This window comes from Acinetobacter sp. YH01010, assembly GCF_013420775.1.
Taxonomy (GTDB): domain Bacteria; phylum Pseudomonadota; class Gammaproteobacteria; order Pseudomonadales; family Moraxellaceae; genus Acinetobacter; species Acinetobacter amyesii.
On record NZ_VOYF01000007.1, the window covers coordinates 33351 to 51140 of the forward strand.

Annotated in this window: 15 protein-coding genes; 6 read left to right on the forward strand and 9 right to left on the reverse strand. The window is 38.0% G+C overall.

Annotated features, from left to right (window positions below):
• Positions 1 to 143: 143 nt before the first annotated feature.
• The gene (locus FTT77_RS07945) at positions 144 to 1226 is read right to left on the reverse strand and encodes a 3-deoxy-7-phosphoheptulonate synthase (RefSeq protein ID WP_180008883.1); all 1083 of its coding nucleotides are present in this window, start codon (positions 1224 to 1226) and stop codon (positions 144 to 146) included.
• A gap of 700 nt (positions 1227 to 1926) precedes the next feature.
• On the opposite strand from FTT77_RS07945, the gene FTT77_RS07950 reads away from it, so the two are divergent.
• Complete coding sequence (locus tag FTT77_RS07950) at positions 1927 to 3510, forward strand: ATP-binding cassette domain-containing protein (RefSeq protein ID WP_180109117.1); 1584 nt, start codon at positions 1927 to 1929, stop codon at positions 3508 to 3510.
• 122 nt (positions 3511 to 3632) lie between these two features.
• On the opposite strand, the gene FTT77_RS07955 is transcribed toward FTT77_RS07950, so the two are convergent.
• From FTT77_RS07955 to FTT77_RS07965, 3 genes are all read right to left on the reverse strand, one after another.
• The gene (locus FTT77_RS07955) at positions 3633 to 4802 is read right to left on the reverse strand and encodes an acyl-CoA desaturase (RefSeq protein ID WP_180109118.1); all 1170 of its coding nucleotides are present in this window, start codon (positions 4800 to 4802) and stop codon (positions 3633 to 3635) included.
• A 35-nt stretch (positions 4803 to 4837) separates the two neighbouring features.
• Positions 4838 to 5857 carry a flavin reductase family protein gene (locus FTT77_RS07960; RefSeq protein WP_180109119.1) on the reverse strand — a complete coding sequence of 340 codons (1020 nt, stop codon included), beginning with the start codon at positions 5855 to 5857 and terminating at the stop codon, positions 4838 to 4840.
• Between the two features lie 258 nt (positions 5858 to 6115).
• Positions 6116 to 7231 carry an S-(hydroxymethyl)glutathione dehydrogenase/class III alcohol dehydrogenase gene (locus tag FTT77_RS07965; RefSeq protein ID WP_180109120.1) on the reverse strand — a complete coding sequence of 372 codons (1116 nt, stop codon included), beginning with the start codon at positions 7229 to 7231 and terminating at the stop codon, positions 6116 to 6118.
• 125 nt (positions 7232 to 7356) lie between these two features.
• Between FTT77_RS07965 and FTT77_RS07970 the strand changes: the two genes are divergently transcribed.
• Positions 7357 to 8913, forward strand: a complete 1557-nt coding sequence (locus FTT77_RS07970; RefSeq protein ID WP_180109121.1) for a phospholipase D family protein — start codon at positions 7357 to 7359, stop codon at positions 8911 to 8913.
• 92 nt (positions 8914 to 9005) lie between these two features.
• Here the strand turns inward: FTT77_RS07970 and FTT77_RS07975 are convergent, their stop codons facing one another.
• Positions 9006 to 9674: a class I SAM-dependent methyltransferase gene (locus FTT77_RS07975; protein ID WP_180008894.1), complete on the reverse strand. Its 669-nt coding sequence runs from the start codon at positions 9672 to 9674 to the stop codon at positions 9006 to 9008.
• A 138-nt stretch (positions 9675 to 9812) separates the two neighbouring features.
• On the opposite strand from FTT77_RS07975, the gene FTT77_RS07980 reads away from it, so the two are divergent.
• Positions 9813 to 10250, forward strand: coding sequence for a hypothetical protein (locus FTT77_RS07980; protein ID WP_180008896.1), 438 nt, complete (start codon positions 9813 to 9815; stop codon positions 10248 to 10250).
• 74 nt (positions 10251 to 10324) lie between these two features.
• Here FTT77_RS07980 and FTT77_RS07985 read toward each other — a convergent pair whose 3' ends face one another.
• The gene (locus FTT77_RS07985; protein WP_180040324.1) at positions 10325 to 11716 is read right to left on the reverse strand and encodes a PLP-dependent aminotransferase family protein; all 1392 of its coding nucleotides are present in this window, start codon (positions 11714 to 11716) and stop codon (positions 10325 to 10327) included.
• 253 nt (positions 11717 to 11969) lie between these two features.
• Here FTT77_RS07985 and FTT77_RS07990 point away from each other — a divergent pair, with 253 nt between their 5' ends.
• Both FTT77_RS07990 and FTT77_RS07995 read left to right on the forward strand, forming a co-directional pair.
• Complete coding sequence (locus FTT77_RS07990) at positions 11970 to 12845, forward strand: DMT family transporter (RefSeq protein WP_180007797.1); 876 nt, start codon at positions 11970 to 11972, stop codon at positions 12843 to 12845.
• A gap of 132 nt (positions 12846 to 12977) precedes the next feature.
• Positions 12978 to 13472, forward strand: coding sequence for a pyridoxamine 5'-phosphate oxidase family protein (locus FTT77_RS07995; protein ID WP_180007801.1), 495 nt, complete (start codon positions 12978 to 12980; stop codon positions 13470 to 13472).
• Between the two features lie 39 nt (positions 13473 to 13511).
• Here FTT77_RS07995 and FTT77_RS08000 read toward each other — a convergent pair whose 3' ends face one another.
• The gene (locus FTT77_RS08000; RefSeq protein ID WP_180007796.1) at positions 13512 to 14120 is read right to left on the reverse strand and encodes a uracil-DNA glycosylase family protein; all 609 of its coding nucleotides are present in this window, start codon (positions 14118 to 14120) and stop codon (positions 13512 to 13514) included.
• A 39-nt stretch (positions 14121 to 14159) separates the two neighbouring features.
• Positions 14160 to 14876, reverse strand: a complete 717-nt coding sequence (locus FTT77_RS08005; RefSeq protein ID WP_180007795.1) for an SGNH/GDSL hydrolase family protein — start codon at positions 14874 to 14876, stop codon at positions 14160 to 14162.
• A 192-nt stretch (positions 14877 to 15068) separates the two neighbouring features.
• Between FTT77_RS08005 and FTT77_RS08010 the strand changes: the two genes are divergently transcribed.
• On the forward strand, positions 15069 to 16469 hold the full coding sequence (locus FTT77_RS08010) for an alpha/beta hydrolase-fold protein (RefSeq protein ID WP_180007794.1): 1401 nt from the start codon (positions 15069 to 15071) through the stop codon (positions 16467 to 16469).
• Between the two features lie 64 nt (positions 16470 to 16533).
• On the opposite strand, the gene FTT77_RS08015 is transcribed toward FTT77_RS08010, so the two are convergent.
• Positions 16534 to 17580, reverse strand: coding sequence for a fatty acid desaturase (locus FTT77_RS08015; RefSeq protein WP_180007793.1), 1047 nt, complete (start codon positions 17578 to 17580; stop codon positions 16534 to 16536).
• Positions 17581 to 17790 lie beyond the last annotated feature (210 nt).

Here is a 17790-nt window from a genome sequence, read left to right on the forward strand (position 1 = left end):
AGTATATATTTTAGTAAATATGCCATTTTTCAATTTTTATATCACAGTAAACAACAAAGGATTTTTCAAAATAAAAGCCTTAGAACAATCAATATTCTAAGGCTTTGGGCTACATCAATTCAGAGTGAGTATGCTTTTGATTGTTAAGCACTACGTTTGATTTGTGATGCACGAAGTTCATTCGCAACCTGTTGAATCAAATCAATGGTTTTGTCCCAACCTAAGCATCCATCTGTTACAGATTGACCATAAGTCATGTCACAACTAATTTTTTGATTTCCGTCCACCAAATGACTTTCCAACATCACGCCACGCACTTGAGTATGCTCACGCTCTGCTACAATTGTGCGTAATACTTCAGGTTGCTTCATTGGGTCTTTATGGCTATTGCCATGACTACAATCGATCACTAAAGCCGGTAAATCGCCTTTTACTTTACTACGAATTTTGTCTATTTCAGCCAAACTATAATTTGGACCTATATTGGAGCCACGTAAAATCAAATGTGCTTGCGGGTTACCAACGGATTCTAAAATACACGGTAAGCCAGTTTGACTCATACCTAAGAACTGGTGTGGATGCGAAGCAGATTGAATGGCATCTAGAGCAATTTGGATTGATCCATCTGTTCCGTTTTTGAAACCGATACTGTATGGCATATGACTTGAGATTTCACGATGAATTTGTGATTCGCTGGTACGTGCACCGATTGCACCCCACGCCAAAAGGTCATCAAAATAACCTGTCGCCATTGGGCTTAAAATTTCAGAGGCGATCGGCAAACCCATTTCAATAATTTGTAAGTACAACTCACGTGATTTTTCTAAGCCCAACTGCATATTAGATGATCCATCTAAACTTGGGTCATACATATAGCCTTTCCAGCCCACTGTAGTACGTGGTTTCTCAATATATGCGCGCATCACAAGAAAAATTTGATCTGAAACCTGTGCCTGTAATTGTTTTAATTTTTCAGCATATTCCAAAGCAGCAATCGGATCATGGATTGAACATGGACCTGTAATAATCATTAGACGCGGGTCTTGACCCGTCAAAATATTTTGAATCGTTGCACGATGTGCAGCAATTTGTTCTGCAGCATGAACTGATAAAGGTAATTGTTGTTTCAGTTGATGTGGCAAGCTCAAAAGCGTTTCTTTTGACTGTGTAGATTTCTGAATTTCTGAATTTTGAGTTTGTTGTAAAGCTGTATTTAGCGCATTCATTGGTTCTATTCCTTTGGACTGTACGTATAAACAGTCCGATCTTTTATCTGAGCGTTATGGGACTTTGGGACTTCAGGGCTTTAGACATAGACTGACTAAAGTAAAACCAATAACCGTTGCTAAAATATGAATTATTTACTGTAAACATGAGATTTCTCCAAAAATATTATAAAAATCAAGACATAAAAAAACCTGATCAGGGTTGCCGATCAGGTATAAACTTGGTGGGCAACCTTTTTCATGCCCGAACGCGTTCAGGCAATTATCTAAACTGCCAAAAGTAATAATATGCGTTTAAGATTAAAGGTTGCTTTAACATCTTGATTTCATCAAAAAGTATCTGTCTGAAAATTAAAATACGCTGTATTCATCGGTTTGACAATAGTTTTTTGCTATTTTGTTGTATTAAATAACTCTACTGTCAATTACTGCGACCTATTTTTAAAATTTGATGTATTGATTAATAAATAAACATTTATTAGACTGCACAACATTAGGCTGTTTAAAGCTTTTTTCCACTTATTTTTAATTCGAGTATTTGCCAATGAAGTAAGCCCTGTTTTTTTCATCATCAAATCCATTTTTTTGATGTGCAAACACATGGCTAATGACTTCGACTGCATTTTCTCAAATATTGTCTTTTTTATAGAATAAAATTAGTTATTTGTATTGCGCATCTTTGCTATCGCAAGGTGCATCTATGACTCAAACAGCTTGTACAATTTCCCAATTAAGTTTGGAATTTCCATCCAAAACACTTTTTAAAAACCTGAAATTTAACCTCAATCAACAACAACTTTCGGCATGTATTGGTCGCAATGGTTTAGGAAAGTCCTGCATCCTTAAAATCTTACATGCGCAAAATCTGAAAGATCTCCCCTATGAAGGGGAAATTTCATGGAATGTACCACATGCTTATTTATCACAATTTTCTCGACTAGAAGCTGACACGATTGCTTCTGCACTCGGTGTGGAAGATTTATATGACTCATTTCAACGTATCGAAATAGGCAATGCCAGTTTTGAAGACTTTGAGCTGACTGAAAACCAATGGCACCGTCCTGCACTATGGCAGCAACAACTTAAGCAGGCTTCACTTCCAACAGATTTAAATTTCCCAGTCGCTCAGCTGAGTGAAGGTCAAAAAACCAAATTGGCATTGTGTGCATTATTTTTAAAACCCGACCATTATTTGCTTTTGGATGAGCCAAGTAATCATTTAGATGTATCTTCACGTTTATGGCTCATCGATCGCTTAAAAAACCATCCTGCCGGTGCATTTTTTGTCAGTCATGATCGAGAGTTGCTGCAACATGTAGAGCATATCTATGCTTTAAATGAGTTTGGACTCAGTCATGTTACTGGCAACTATGAAGACTACGTTCAACAAAATGATCTGCAAAATAAAGCCTTACAGCGTAATGTTTTACAGCATCAGCGTGAGTTAAAACAACTCAAATCACAGCAACACAAAACACAGATGAACGCGCAAAAACGAGAACAACAGGGTCATGCACTACGCAAGTCAGGCTCCCAAGCCAAAGTATTACTCGATTTTAAAAAAGAACAAGCCGGTCAAAGCCTCGCGACAGTTCAAACGCAACAGCAGAAGCAATTGGAAGAAAAGAGATCTCAACTGATTCAGTCACAGCAACTACTTGAACATGTCAAAGAGCAGAAATTCGTTTTTCAACATCACGCTGAAAAAACAGGAGAAATTTTAAGAGTTAAACATTTTCATCGCAAAACATCTCAGCACCTTCCTTTCGATTTGGCCTTACAGGCAGGTGAAAAAATTCATTTAAAAGGAAAAAATGGTATTGGTAAATCTACATTTCTAAAATATCTGAGTCAGATCACATCACAGTCTAGCCATGAATTATTTTTGTCTGTGCATACCCTGTATTTAGACCAAAACTTGAGTGATTTATCACCTGAACTGAGTGTTTTGGACAATCTAGCAAAGTTTAATCGTGATGTTTCCTCAACGGAATGGCGTAATCAACTCGGTCAACTTAGAATCCGCGGTCAAAAAGCGGAACTACCATTTCACTGTTTAAGTGGTGGTGAACGTTTAAAAGCGACCTTGTTGGGCTTAAATTATTTAACATCGAATATTGAGCTTTTATTGTTAGATGAACCTGAAAACCACTTAGATATAGAGTCTAGAGCGTTATTGGCTCAAGCCATTCAGCATTATACAGGTGCGGTGATCCTCGTTTCACATGATGCATATTTTGTAGAATCTTGTGTCATTCAGAGTAGCGTGCAATTAGTTGAATAACTCTTGCTCACTAGATATATCTAAAAAAGCCAAAGTAGATGAACGCTACTTTGGCGAATTTAATGCTTTAGAAATCATCCATTGGAAGCATTAAGGGCAATATTGCTAAACAATACTGTATTTTAACACCCGATTTTCTTCATGATTTTTTGTTTAAGACGCTGCTGAAGTGATGCTGAGCGTTCCTTGAGCTCGGCTCTCCAGTCATTCGGCACTGAGCATTTCGCGAGGCGAACCCAAACGCTGGCAAACTGTTTTATAAAACTGGCTTCGTTATAGTGAATACCATATTCTTCACAAAGTGCTTTAATTTTAGGTGCAGCTTCTGCATAGCGGTTTGCAGGCATATCTGGAAATAAATGGTGTTCAATTTGGTGACTCAAATTACCACTGAGTATATGCAACCATTGTGTTCCACTAAAATTACTTGAGCCACGAATTTGACGGAGATACCACTCTGCTCGAGTTTCATTTTCGGTATTATCCATCTCAAAGTTTTCCGCATCTTCTGTAAAATGGCCATTAAAGATGACAGCGGAAGCCCATAAGCTACGAATCACGTTGGCTACAGCATTTCCTGCAAATACCGGAATCGCATTGGGACCTGCAATAAGCGGGAAAAACACATAATCTTTAATCACTTGGCGCTTAATTTTCTGACGTACATCGGCCGCTTCATGCCATACATCTTTCCAAGTTTTGGTTTTATACGCAATAACATCTTCTAAATGTAAACGTTGAATGCCGACATACCACTCAAAGAAAACCATGAGTTGGGCAGCCAGTGGGATATTAAAAAGAAAACGTGGCTCCCACTTTTGCGATTCACTCACACGAATTAAACCATAGCCGACATCATGGTCCATACCGACAATATTGGTATAGGTGTGATGCACATAGTTATGGGTATATTTCCAGTCTTGGCCCGTGGCAATGGTATCCCAATCATAATTAGCACCATTTAAACTCGGGTCATTTAACCAATCAAACTGACCATGCATCACATTGTGTCCGAGTTCCATGTTCTCTACGATTTTAGAAATACCCAATAGGCCTGTGCCGAGTAACCACACTGGTGGAATCCAGCCTGCAAACATCAACATGCCACGAGATGCGATCTCGCTATAACGGACAAAATTGCGAATTTTATAAATATACGCTACATCTTTTTCACCCACACTCTGGATGATTTCACGGCGAATTTGCTCAACTTTTTCGCCAAATTCAGCAGTTTGTTCGGGTGATAAATAACGTGACTTACTATTCGGACTAATATATATCGATTGATTCATGATGACGCCCCTGATTTGTTTTTATGCGGCTTGGGTTAGAGTTGAATGCGTACGGGTGAAATTGCCTGAGAGACACATAACTTGATTTGTGTGTTATTCGCATGATCAATTTCGCCAGTGAGTAAGTTTTTCACTGAACCCTGTAATTTGGTACACGAACAGGTATTACAAATACCCATCCGACAGCCATGCGCAGGTTTTAAACCGGCTTTTTCAGCACTTTCAAGTAAGTTACCTTCTGCTAAAAAATCTTGCTGGGCTAAACTAAAAGTGACAGGTTGAGCAGGTACTGAATCATCAGCAATCATTTGAAAATATTCAGTGTATAAATAATCTGAAAGCTTGAACTCACGATACAGTTGCTCAATGCTTTGCATCATTGGCGCTGCACCACAGGCATAGCAATCTCGCTGCTTAAAATCAGGGACCATGTGATTTAGCACCTCTGGTGTGATATGCAATTTGGTTTTCAGCGTATTAATCCCATGTAAATGTGCATGGTTAGATTGCTTCGCCAGTTGAATCAATTCATCCAAATAAGCATCATCTCGATTGAAATAAATCAGGTCAACCGTACGCCCAAGCTGAATTGCTTGTTTAAACAAAGCCATGATTGAGGTAATGCCACTACCAGAAGCAAGCAGCAAAATTGGTCGATCCGAATTTAGCTTTAAGCCAAACTCACCTTGCGGTTGCGATAATTCAACAACCTCACCTGTTTTTAATTGCGTCAGGCAATTGGACACTTTGCCTTGCTGTTTAACTGCAATCACCACATGACCAGATGTATTGATTTCGACGATGCTATAGCTACGTTGATGACGTACACCATCCTTTACAACTGTCACCAGAACACATTGGCCTGGTCGATAGTTTGCTACTTTAAAGTTGTGATTCGCTAAAAAACTCAGTTCATAAAACCCGATTCCCACACAACGTGATTTAACCAATTGTGCTTTTACACGTTTGTAGGACCAAATTGCATCAAATTTTTCTGCAATAAAATCAATAAAATCTTCCCGAATCCACTCAGGCTTGTAACTTGTAGTTGTCATTTTTTGCCTCGGATAATGCATTAATATACATTTGTTTTTAAATTATGCTTACCTTATGTTTAGTGCTAATTTCCCACCATGTGAATTCGGGACAAAATCTATCATTTGGCATTTTTTATCATTTTATGTCTAACAATCTGTCACTTTTTGCAAATCCTAATTTGAAGTTTTGATTTGTTATAACGACACAAAAAAAAACTAGGCCAAAGCCTAGTTTTAAAACAGTGAAAATTAACGCATTAATATTTACATCAATGCTTAATCTTCAAAATGTACAACAGAGCGAATTGATTTACCTTCATGCATTAAATCAAAAGCTTCATTGATTTTATCTAGCCCCATGGTGTGGGTCACGAATGGTTCAAGTTTGATCTCACCTGACATGGCCTCTTCTACCATACCCGGTAATTGTGAACGACCTTTAACACCACCAAAAGCAGTGCCTTTCCAACTACGACCTGTAACCAATTGGAATGGACGGGTTGAAATTTCTTGACCTGCACCTGCCACACCAATAATCACAGATTGACCCCAACCACGGTGAGCACATTCCAAAGCAGAGCGCATCACATTGGTATTGCCAATACATTCAAATGAATGGTCGACGCCCCAACCCGTCATTTCTACAATCACTTCTTGAACTGGACGATCATAATCTTTTGGATTAACAAAATCTGTAGCGCCAAATTCTTCAGCCAGTTTGAATTTGTCAGGATTGGTATCTACCGCAATGATACGACCTGCTTTGGCTTTTTTAGCACCTTGTACCACAGCCAAACCAATCCCACCTAAACCAAAGACTGCAACTGAGTCACCTTCCTGAACTTTAGCGGTGTTTTTAACTGCACCTAAACCAGTAGTTACGCCGCAACCCAACAAACATACATGTTCATGGTTCGCTTCAGGGTTAATTTTTGCCAAAGACACTTCTGCAACCACAGTATATTCAGAGAATGTTGAACAGCCCATATAGTGATAAATCGGCTGACCATTATACGAAAAACGTGTTGTACCATCTGGCATTAAACCTTTCCCTTGTGTTGCTCGAACAGATACACAAAGATTCGTTTTACCCGATTTACAGAATAAACATTCACCACATTCTGCAGTATAAAGCGGAATAACATGATCACCCGGTTGCACTGAAGTCACACCTTCACCGACTTCAACCACAACACCTGCACCTTCATGCCCTAAAATAGCTGGAAATACACCTTCAGGATCATCACCTGACAATGTAAATGCATCTGTATGACACACACCTGTATGGCTAATTTTGACTAAAACCTCACCTGCTTTCGGTGGTGCCACATCAATTTCTACAATTTCTAAAGGCTGACCCGGTCCAAAAGCAACGGCTGCACGTGATTTCATGTCTAAAAACATCCTGTATGGCTTATATTAACAGATGAGTTACAGTAACCTCTTTTTAAGCCTAAATACAACCTTAAAACATGATGTTATGATGAATTTTTCAAGGAATGATTAATGCTATTCGAATGATACAATTACGTGAAATAAGTTGTACTGTCGGTTTAACTGTTTCGATCAGCCTATTAACTGGATGCAGCTTACCTAGCAATCAGTCAAAAAAAGATGTCCCTATACAATCACATGCAGAAAAATGGATTACGTCTGCTACGGATTTTGAAAAATTAAAACAAAAACAAACGGCTTATTTAGCCTTAGATGATGCTTTCTTAAGCATTGCTTCTCGCCTACATTTAATTCGAAATGCAAAATACACCATCGATTTGCAATATTACATTTGGGGAAATGATGCTATTGGGCATCTGATGTTTCGAGAATTACTGCATGCCGCTGACCGTGGGGTAAAAGTAAGGCTATTAATTGATGATCAAAACGGGACGAAACTCGATCCGACCTTACAATCCTTTTCAGCTCATCCCAATATTTCAATCAAACTGTTTAATCCCTATAAATTCAGAAATTTACGTGTCATTGATTATGCATTTCGCTTAAAGCATATTAACCATCGTATGCATAATAAATTAATTGTTGCCGATGGTTTTATGGGCGTAACTGGCGGTCGTAACATCAGTAATGAATATTTTGATGCCAGTGAAAGTTTTCAATTTACAGATTTGGACATCCTTTTCTATGGCGAAGCCATTCAACAAGCCAATCAGGTGTTTTTGAACTTTTGGAATGATGATTTAAGTTATTCTGTCCAGCAATGGATTGGTGCAGGTACAAAAGAAGAATTAAATCAATTAAGACAAACATACCAAGAAAATTCTACAACGTTGACTAAAGATCAGCAGCGCATTAACTATGCACAACAACAACTGGCGGCTCAGCTTAAACTTAGACCGGTGAACTGGGCTGAAGCTCATTTTATTGCAGATAGTCCGAATAAAATACGTGGTGAAGCCAAAGAACAAGAATTGATTTATAACCAATTTTCTACTTTGATGGGACAGCCCAAAGAACGCATGGAATTGGTTTCAGCTTATTTTGTTCCTACGCAACAAGGTACTGACTTTCTGACGGGTCTTGCAGGTAAAAATGTAGAAGTCCGTGTGTTAACCAATTCATTTTTAGCCAATGACGTCGCTGTCGTTTATGCGTTTTATCAGAAATATCGCAAAGACTTACTCGAAAATGGCGTGAAATTATATGAATTTAAACCCTATATAGAACGCTCTAAACGCACATGGTATGAAGTCATGACTGGAAATATCATCCCTGCGAAAGGCAAAAATGCCTCTAGTTTGCATGCAAAATTTTTCGATATCGACGGAATGGTGTTTATTGGATCATTTAACTTTGATCCACGTTCCGCAAATTTAAATTCGGAAGTTGGCCTTGTCGTGAAATCTGATCGATTACAAAATGATATTTCTGCCGCATTAAACGAATATTTACCGCAAATTGCGTATGAATTAAAACTAGATAAAAATGGCGAAATCATTTGGTTAGAGCATCAAAAAAATGGAAAAACCAAAACCTATACCCATGAACCTGAAACAACTCGATTCCAACGATTTAGTATAAAAGCAGTGTCATACCTCCCGATTGAATGGATGATGTAATGACAACGTACTGCTAAATGATTGAATTGCCCTCGTCGAGGCTATTTATTGAAATAATCTGATAAGTTCGATCAAGTCAAAAACGGTCTTAGTCAGTCTCGTTCATATGAGTGCTGGCTTTTGAAAAGAACCAAACCATTGACTTCACCCAGACATTCCACTTGGCCATAATTGGCTGCTTTCAGCGCATCTAAATGCTCCTTAACAGACATATACAACTCATGATTTTGCTGAGCATTTGGTGCATATAGATGATCACACACAATATACACGCCTTGTGTATTTAACAACGTTTTTACAGTCCGATGAAACTCTGCTGCATACGCCTTATGCCTCAACTCATGTAAAGCTTGATGAATAACAATCACATCAAAGGTGCTTTTCTCATTGAAATGAAGAGGTTCTTCCCAATTAGATTGTTTGAAATCCCCTGTTGTAAAATTACATTTTAAGCGTTGCGATGCACTTAGTTTTCCTTTTGCCAAGTCATGCATAGCTTCGGAAAAATCAAATGCTGTGTAATCTATATTTGGACAATGATTGATTAAAAACTCAGCCAAATAGCCTGGGCCTGAACCGAGTTCAAGCACGTGCACATTCGTGTTGAAAGCCAAAATAGAGTCGACATACATTTGAAAGATGTCATAACGCCACGGACGTTTAAGATTGACTTCAGCAGCCCATTGTTTAGCTTGGATTGGATCTTTTAAGTCTATGGGGCTTGGTACATCGTTTGTGTGTATATTATTTTCGCAATTCATTTTTCTTAGACTTAATTTAGATAGATTGAATGCTATTTATACATAAAATATCTCAATAAAAGCAAAGGTTTTACTCAAACTTGATGATGCTTTAACATCCACCTCTTATTTTGTTTTATCTCCTCCTAAAGTTTTCTAATGCAATTTTTTGATTTAAGCCGCCAATTTAATTTAAGTGATATTTTAACGCCTTTTACGACACTTCCTGAACTTGGTCATCAAGAATGGTTTTTGTCGAAAGTTCGGGTTGAGCATGACTGCTTATCTGACAATGACATGATTGAAGGCCAAGCTGTGCTTAAATCTAATCACAATATCCAAATTGAGTTGGAATGGTTAATCCAAGATACAGGTCATGGATTACAGCTTTTATTTAAAGGCATTGAAACTGCAGCTAGCGAAGAAACTTTGGTGATCGTGAAAGGCGCACAAATTTTAAATGATGCAAACAAAAAAGTTTCATCTCAGACACTGAGTTTATGGATCGATGGTACTTTACTACCTATGCTGCCGAATATTCGCAAAGAAATTAAAGCGCGTTTAAACCTTTGGGATTATGTTGAATATGATGGCTAATGCCTCGCCTGAAAAACTGTTTGGCCTTAAAAAAGGTAATCAATCACAGACCTGAAATCTGCATCATTTTTTAGTTAAGCTGTATCTTGCAATTTCAGCTCATTCAGACACTGCTGCAAAACATCAAATACTTTTTTGTCGATGCACTGCGCGACATTAAAACGCATGTATTGCCCTGCGTTCTGTGCTGAGCTGAATGAATTGCCTGGTGCAAGAATGATACCTTGCGTCAAACAGCTTTTTGATAGCTGTGCTGCATCAATATTTGCAGGTAATTGACACCATAAAAAAATGCCAGCTTTGGGCATAACGACTGGATGAATGTCTAGAGCTGCAAGTTTCTTTACGGCATCCATCATATGTTTTTGTAGCTGTTTTTTGACCCATTCAATATGCCTTATATAACTACTGTCCATAAGGGCTTGATAAATAATCTCTGCATTTAAATGACTGGTATTAAAATGAGTTGCAATATTCAAATCAATCAGCTGATCAATTATTGATTCGTGAGCAATGATATAACCACAGCGCACCGCAGCAGAAAGCGTTTTGGTAAAACTGCCAATTTGAATTACCTGCTTTAAACCCAATAAAGTTAAATAACGTGGCGCATGTAGATACTCAAATTCGGCAAAAATATCATCTTCAACGATGATTAACCCACTTTGCTCTGCCAATTTAGCAATTTCAAATGCCGTTTGCATAGAAAGTGCTGCACCAGTTGGGTTGTGTATGCCTGAGTTGGTTAAATAGATTTTGGGCTGAAACTGCAGCACTTGCTTAAATACTTCTACATCTGGACCATTTTTGCCATACGGTAATGTAATGCAATTCAGCCCATGTGCCTTAATCAGTGCCCTAAAATTAAAGTAACATGGATCATCGATCAGAACCGTATCACCAGTTTTAAGTAAATGCCGAAAAATCAGATCAATAGAATGTGTTGCAGAATCACTAATGAAAATCTGCTTCAAATTAAGCATTACATCATAAACCTCACCTTTACGAGCAATATAGCGGCGTAAATTTGTATGACCGTGTGGCGCCGAATAATCTATTAAGAAACTGCTATCAGATTTAGCAGCCGTTTTTAAGGCTTTACGTAAAGTCTGCTCTGGCATCCATTCTTTTGGCAGCCAGCCGCAACCGGGAATCAGCATACCTTCATGAGCATCTAGCGATTGGCGTGAAATCCACAACGGATCGACCTCTCGGTTATATTCAATAGCATGCTCACTTAATAAAACATTTGCAGTAGAACGTTTGCAGACATAATAGCCAGCTCCAATTCTTGACTCCAATACACCGCTACTGACCAACCGTGCATAGGCTTCTACAACAGTTGAAACCGAACAGCCCAACTGTTGGGAAAATTGACGTACCGAAGGAATGCGGCAGCCTTCAGAAAGCTGTTTCTGATCGATCAGTGTTTGGACTTGCTGCATGACCCATTCGATTTTTGTCATCTTTTCATTTCCTTATTCATGCAGTTTTAGTGAAATATTACGACACACTTTGAACTTATTAACTGACAGTTCAGTCTATTAATCGTTCTAAATCTTGGCTTTACAGCTTATTCAAAGATGGCTATAGATGCAAATTGTATGGGTATTTTATCCATAACAGTTCTTTTTAATTGTATTTGACTGTATCTATTTCAGTCATACAGTACGGTATAAATTTTATTACATATCTTTAGACCAAAAATATGGAATGAACATGCAATTTGACCTCAAAGAAGTTCATCAGGGCTGGCTCAACGGTTTTATTGGCGTTGTTATTTTTGCAGGTTCTATGCCTGCAACCCGTGTTGCCGTTCAAGGCTTTAGCCCCGAATTTCTGACAGGCGCTCGCGCCTGTATTGCAGCTATTTTAGCATTGATACTTTTATTCGTTTTAAAGCAGCCTAAGCCATCTATGCTGCAAATTAAATCCTTATGTATTGTTTCAACAGGTGTTGTCATTGGTTTTCCATTATTTACGGCACTGGCTTTACAAACAGAAACTGCGGCTCACTCTTTAATTTTTGTAGCTTTACTACCATTGGCCACGGCTTTTTTTGCAGTGCTACGTGCCAAAGAAATCCCTAAAAATGCCTTTTGGCTGTTTGCAGGTGCAGGCAGTGCTTTAGTCATCTTTTTCATGCTACATCAATCTGGTGTTAAAGGAATTTCTCTCGGTGACATCTATATGATTATTGCTGTTCTGCTCTGCGGATTGGGCTATGCCGAAGGTGGCGTACTGTCTAGAGCTTTAGGTGGATGGCAGGTCATTTGCTGGGCTTTAATCATTGCTTTGCCACTGATGCTGCCACTCTGCTGGCTCTATTTCCCAAACGATTTTCAACATATTCCTCTCAGCGCATATATTGGCTTAGCGTATGTGTCATTGTTCAGCATGTTAATCGGCTTCTTTTTTTGGTACAAAGGCTTAGCTTTGGGTGGAATTGCCAAAGTCGGTCAAATCCAGCTAGTACAGCCCTTTATTGGCCTTATGCTGTGCGCCGTATTATTAAATGAACAGATTAGCCTACTGATGATTGCGGTATCTTTAGCTGTAGTGAGCTGTGTTGTTCTAGCTAAAAAGTACGCTTAAATATTTTTTAAATTGCCTAATTTTAAAGCAAATACAGTGGCATGAATGACCAGTTTATTGCCATTGTTTAGCACAAAAATAGTGAAAAACTCTGATAGAGTGATATGCATAGACAATAATAAAAAAGGCAAAATCATGAATCATCAGAATTGGACTCAAATTCGTAAAGTCGTTGCAAATGCCCAACGTGCGTCTATGCATTGCTCGATTGCTACGGTTGATCAAAATTACCAACCAACAATCACCCCAATTGGCACTTTATTTTTACATGAATCAACCTTTTCAGGTTTCTTCTTTGATACTTATTCAGCGTCACTGCGGGATAATTTAACAATGAATCCAAAAGCCTGCATACAAGCGATAAATAGCAGCAAAGCCTTTTGGCTAAAATCATTAATCAATGGTCAATTTCAAGAATATCCAGGGATACGCCTATATGCTGAAATTGGTGAGTTACGGCCAGCAAGTGAAACAGAATTCGCTTTGGTTCAACAAAGAATTAAGGCATTAAAATGGACTAAAGGTAGCCGCCTAATTTGGAATAATTTTCATCAAGTGCGTGATTTTTCTGTACATGACTTCAAATGGGTACAATATCCTGCAATGATGCCTAAATCATCTTTCTAAGGAAAGCAACCATTGATAAAAGATTACACCAAAGCTTTCTTATAGTAAGTCAATTTCTTTAAATAATTTACTATACGCTTCGGCTTTTTTTTCCAATGCTAGTGGATAAGCTCTAGATGATGACGGCATACGGTATAAAGTCAAATCTCTGCCTGCAAATTCGGTACGAACAGCATGCCCAATGCGTGGTTTTTCAGTATTTTCTGGCATCGAGAGCATCAACGTATCAGTCGCCTTGTCTCCCGTCGTCATAATACTGCGGCAATTCGGCATCTGCGTGAGTAACTTCGCAATATCGGTTGGCTGATAAATCTGTAAAAACTTGTCTGATGCATTACCTTTCAAACGAATCACTTGATAGGCAGTATCAAAAATGCCTATACCTTTTTCATTTAAAAAATCTCGAATGAGCTGTTCTTTAAAAGTCTTGCTCTCTAGATTGAGAAAATGATTTTTATCCTGAAAAAAACATAGGCCAAAGATTTTCCACATGTCATTTTGAAAATTTGGATAATAAAAATCCATCTTCCAGCGGGTTTTTGGAGGTGGAAAACTCCCTAACATCAAGAGTTTCCCATTTGATGGCAAAAATGGCGCTAAAGGATGTGTTTCGATTTGCGGATTCACGCCTGAAATATCTTTGCTCATGTAAATTTAACTTCGCCCAGTGGTTGAATCATAAAATGTCTATGAAAATTGTTCAGTGATTTGTTTTGCTATTTTTTCAGCCCATAACTGATAAATTTCTTTGCTCGGGTGAAAGCCGTCTTTTGCCATTTGTAAATTTTTTTCACGATATTCTTGTAAATCGTATTCAATTAGCCTCGTATTAGGCTTTGTTTTAATAAAATTTTTTAACAGCGCATTCATCTTCTGAGAATATTGTCCAAACAGCCATGACAATGGAAACGGTAAAGCTGGAAACTCATCCATTGGTGGCACACCTGAAATGATCAATAGCTGTGGTTGAAACTTTTCCTCGACAGTTTGATATAAACGCTGCTGGAGCTTCAACCACTGGTCTGGTTGTTTTAATGCTGTGACATCATTGACACCAACAGAGCTGATCACGACATCAAAGTTCTGCGTTGTGACATTATCCAAAGCATTGATGATTTGCTGGCTGTTAAGCCCCGTTGTGGCTTCAAGGCAAAAGTGAACTTGATAATCAGGCGATAAAATTTTAAGCAATTGTCCCAATAGCGCATCTGACTGATGCTCGACGCCGACACCTGCTGCTGCTGAATCACCTAGTATTAATAGCGATAATGGTCGATTACCCTGACCACTCATCCCACAACGTTCTCCCATCGGTTCTGCTAAACGTGGGGTATTTTTTTTCACACGGTAACCTTGGATCAGTAACGCAGGTAACAGCAGCAGTGTTGATACTTTGACTAGCATAATATTTGGGTAATGATTTAAAGCTTATCGTCTTCATTATTTTAAATAGTTTAAGAAACAAAGCATTGACTCTATTGTTATTTTTCTACATTTTCTTTTATTAAAAGCATCATTCTGGGGCATATTGCTAGTTTTTTATATTAATAATGATTATCATTTATTGGTTTTCATCCTACCTATTTTATTATTTCAATGAAAGAACTTTCCCCACTTTTTTTAGCTTGCTCAATTAGCTTTGCTGTTACTTCTGCTTTTGCCCAAACTCAAAATTCACCCGCTTTAACCGATACAATAGAAAAAAAACATTTTCCCTATGCTGCTGCATGTGAAGATGTCAAAGCGCAAAGCCAAATATTATTAAACCTACAACATCAGTTAAATCAAAATCCAAAACAACATGCTCAAATTATTGAAGATTTTTGGAAGCGTGTAGAGCTTATAGGTACACCAATCATTGAAAACTATGATGAAAAACATGACCGTATAATTTTTTTATGGAAAGGTGCGCAGCATAATGTACGCCTTATTGGTGGCCCGAGTAATGACCATGAATGGTTAACACGCCTACCAAATACCGATATTTGGTTTAAAGAATCGATTATTGATCATCGTTATATTGGCAGTTATAGCTTTGCTGTCGACTTACCGAACTTAGAAGGTTATCTGTCAAATTATTGTCCGCATCTGAATCCTAAACTTAAAGAATCAAGAACGCAGCGTCGTGCTGTGATACAAGTGCAACGGATTGATCCTTTCAACAAAAACACTTATCTCGCAAGTAATGATACATCAGGCTTGCGTAATGAAAATTTAGTGGCGCTTAAAGATGCCCCGCCTTTTATTGATCCAAAACAATATCCAAATGTGAAACAGCCCAAATTACTAGAGTTTGTTCTAGATAGCAAAATTTTGAATAACTCACGTAAAATCCTAATTTACCAATCTAAAGCCAAGAAAAACCAAAGCTATATCACTGCTATATTTTTTGATGGTCAGCAATATAACGAGTTGCTTAATGTTCCAAAGGCATTAGATATATTAGTTGAGCAAGGTCAGTTACCGCCAATTCAAGCCATTTTTGTTTCTCCACCGAATGATCAGGAACGACCGAAAGAATTAACACCCAATGCTAAATTTTCAGCATTTTTTAGTGATGAACTGATGCCTTGGATTCAAAAAAATGCACCGGCAAAAGTCGATTCGAAAAAAACGGTATTACTCGGCTCAAGCCTAGGCGGTTTAAGTTCAGCTTATTTAGCCTTAGAAAATCCAAATCAAATTAGTCACGTCGTACCGTTATCTGGATCATTTTGGTGGCAAAATGAAGCGACAGACCTCCCAAATGGCATGAGTAAAATCATTCGTGATAAAACCTCACAACCTAAACAGCATTGGTTTATTACTGCCAATAGTTATGAAAGCTCACGAAATAATAATGAACTGAGTATTTTAGAGACTTCGCCTATTGTTGCAGCCGACTTAAAAAATAAAGGTCATGATGTGCATTATCAATCGTATATCGGCGGACATTCCTACGCGGTATGGCAAGTTGCCTTGCAAGATGCACTCAAACATTTTTTTGCGCAAAAGTAGTTTATAAACGTTTAGATCATAAAAAAGCCCTCAATTGAGGGCTTTTTTTGAAGATTGTATTTAATTAATTCCAGCGGTTTATGCGTTTAAAGGTTCCAAAATCATTGAAACGTACACCAACTTCACGCATGACTTGGTGTGCCGTTTTTGCAGTTAGGTGACGAATATAAAACGGCTCTTTGACCACAAAATGGTGAATGGCATGGGTCGAACCGAAGTTAAAGCAAAACAATTGCATTGGGAACAACCACCACGGATTTAACACCTGAGTTTGTTTAATGACATCACGTGGGTCAATATCACCATAATAATGCATATTTGAGCTGATAAATTGTAAGCAGAAAGAGCGTATAAAGTTCGGAATAATCCAAACCACGGCTAGAAAATTAATCGTTGGAATTAACTTCACTAAATTAACTGACCAACTAATACTTTGTCCTAACATTGGACCAATACCATTCACCACATGATAAATGACAAAAACATACCAAATGCCGTAATAAACAAAACTTAAAGGAAAAAATCCAGTCAGTTGAGAGATCAATGCAGTTTTACGTTCTTTTTCAGGTTGTTTTTCAATGAATTTCCCAATCATTTTAAACATTTGAAATGGGCGCAAATACACCGTCATCAATTGATCGCTAATGACCAATAGACGACGCAATCCCCACGGCATGCCATTACTGATGCCCCGTTCTTCCAAATCGTATTCGGAACCTGAATACTTGTGATGATTGAGGTGCAAACGACGACGTGCCCAAGGACTAATGGTATTGGGACGTGCTAACCAAACCAAAGCCAACATGAGATGGTGAGCCCATGGCGTCTTTTTAAAATACATATAATGAATCAGGTCATGTTCTAATTCATGTGTCAGTGAAGCAAACATCGCCACCAAAATCACACAAGCCCATGCCGGTAAAATGCCAACAGCAAACGCCCAAGCTGAACCCAACATTCCCAGTAGCGCAAAAATAAGGATGGCTGCGCCTATAAAGTTTTGATGTTTTAAAATGGGATATTGCTGACGTAAGTCTTCACCAGCTTTCGTTACGACAGTTCTGACTTTGTTAATTCGCTGTTGATCTGTCATATCGGAAGACATAGACATAGTACAAACCTAAAAATTAATGAACAGTTGTACATTAAAGCAAATTAAAAAAAAGGAAATCGCTATTTTGAGAACAAATCATCGTCTGTTCAAATATTCAACATTTTATTTATTTTCAATATCTTATTTATAAATAATCTGAGTAATTACTCCAATTTTTCTTTGCAAAATCGGCTGCTTTTAATGTCTTTTGATCACAGGTTTTATGTA

Bases quoted from the DNA above. Each gene is read 5' to 3' on its own strand.
- FTT77_RS08000 (WP_180007796.1), bottom strand. From the start codon at position 14,120: ATGAGCAAAGATATTTCAGGCGTGAATCCGCAAATCGAAACACATCCT.
- FTT77_RS07965 (WP_180109120.1), bottom strand. From the start codon at position 7,231: ATGAAATCACGTGCAGCCGTTGCTTTTGGACCGGGTCAGCCTTTAGAA.
- FTT77_RS07970 (WP_180109121.1), top strand. From the start codon at position 7,357: ATGATACAATTACGTGAAATAAGTTGTACTGTCGGTTTAACTGTTTCG.
- FTT77_RS07960 (WP_180109119.1), bottom strand. From the start codon at position 5,857: ATGACAACTACAAGTTACAAGCCTGAGTGGATTCGGGAAGATTTTATT.
- FTT77_RS07980 (WP_180008896.1), top strand. From the start codon at position 9,813: ATGCAATTTTTTGATTTAAGCCGCCAATTTAATTTAAGTGATATTTTA.
- FTT77_RS08005 (WP_180007795.1), bottom strand. From the start codon at position 14,876: ATGCTAGTCAAAGTATCAACACTGCTGCTGTTACCTGCGTTACTGATC.
- FTT77_RS07985 (WP_180040324.1), bottom strand. From the start codon at position 11,716: ATGACAAAAATCGAATGGGTCATGCAGCAAGTCCAAACACTGATCGAT.
- FTT77_RS07950 (WP_180109117.1), top strand. From the start codon at position 1,927: ATGACTCAAACAGCTTGTACAATTTCCCAATTAAGTTTGGAATTTCCA.
- FTT77_RS07975 (WP_180008894.1), bottom strand. From the start codon at position 9,674: ATGAATTGCGAAAATAATATACACACAAACGATGTACCAAGCCCCATA.
- FTT77_RS08015 (WP_180007793.1), bottom strand. From the start codon at position 17,580: ATGTCTATGTCTTCCGATATGACAGATCAACAGCGAATTAACAAAGTC.
- FTT77_RS07955 (WP_180109118.1), bottom strand. From the start codon at position 4,802: ATGAATCAATCGATATATATTAGTCCGAATAGTAAGTCACGTTATTTA.
- FTT77_RS08010 (WP_180007794.1), top strand. From the start codon at position 15,069: ATGAAAGAACTTTCCCCACTTTTTTTAGCTTGCTCAATTAGCTTTGCT.
- FTT77_RS07990 (WP_180007797.1), top strand. From the start codon at position 11,970: ATGCAATTTGACCTCAAAGAAGTTCATCAGGGCTGGCTCAACGGTTTT.
- FTT77_RS07945 (WP_180008883.1), bottom strand. From the start codon at position 1,226: ATGAATGCGCTAAATACAGCTTTACAACAAACTCAAAATTCAGAAATT.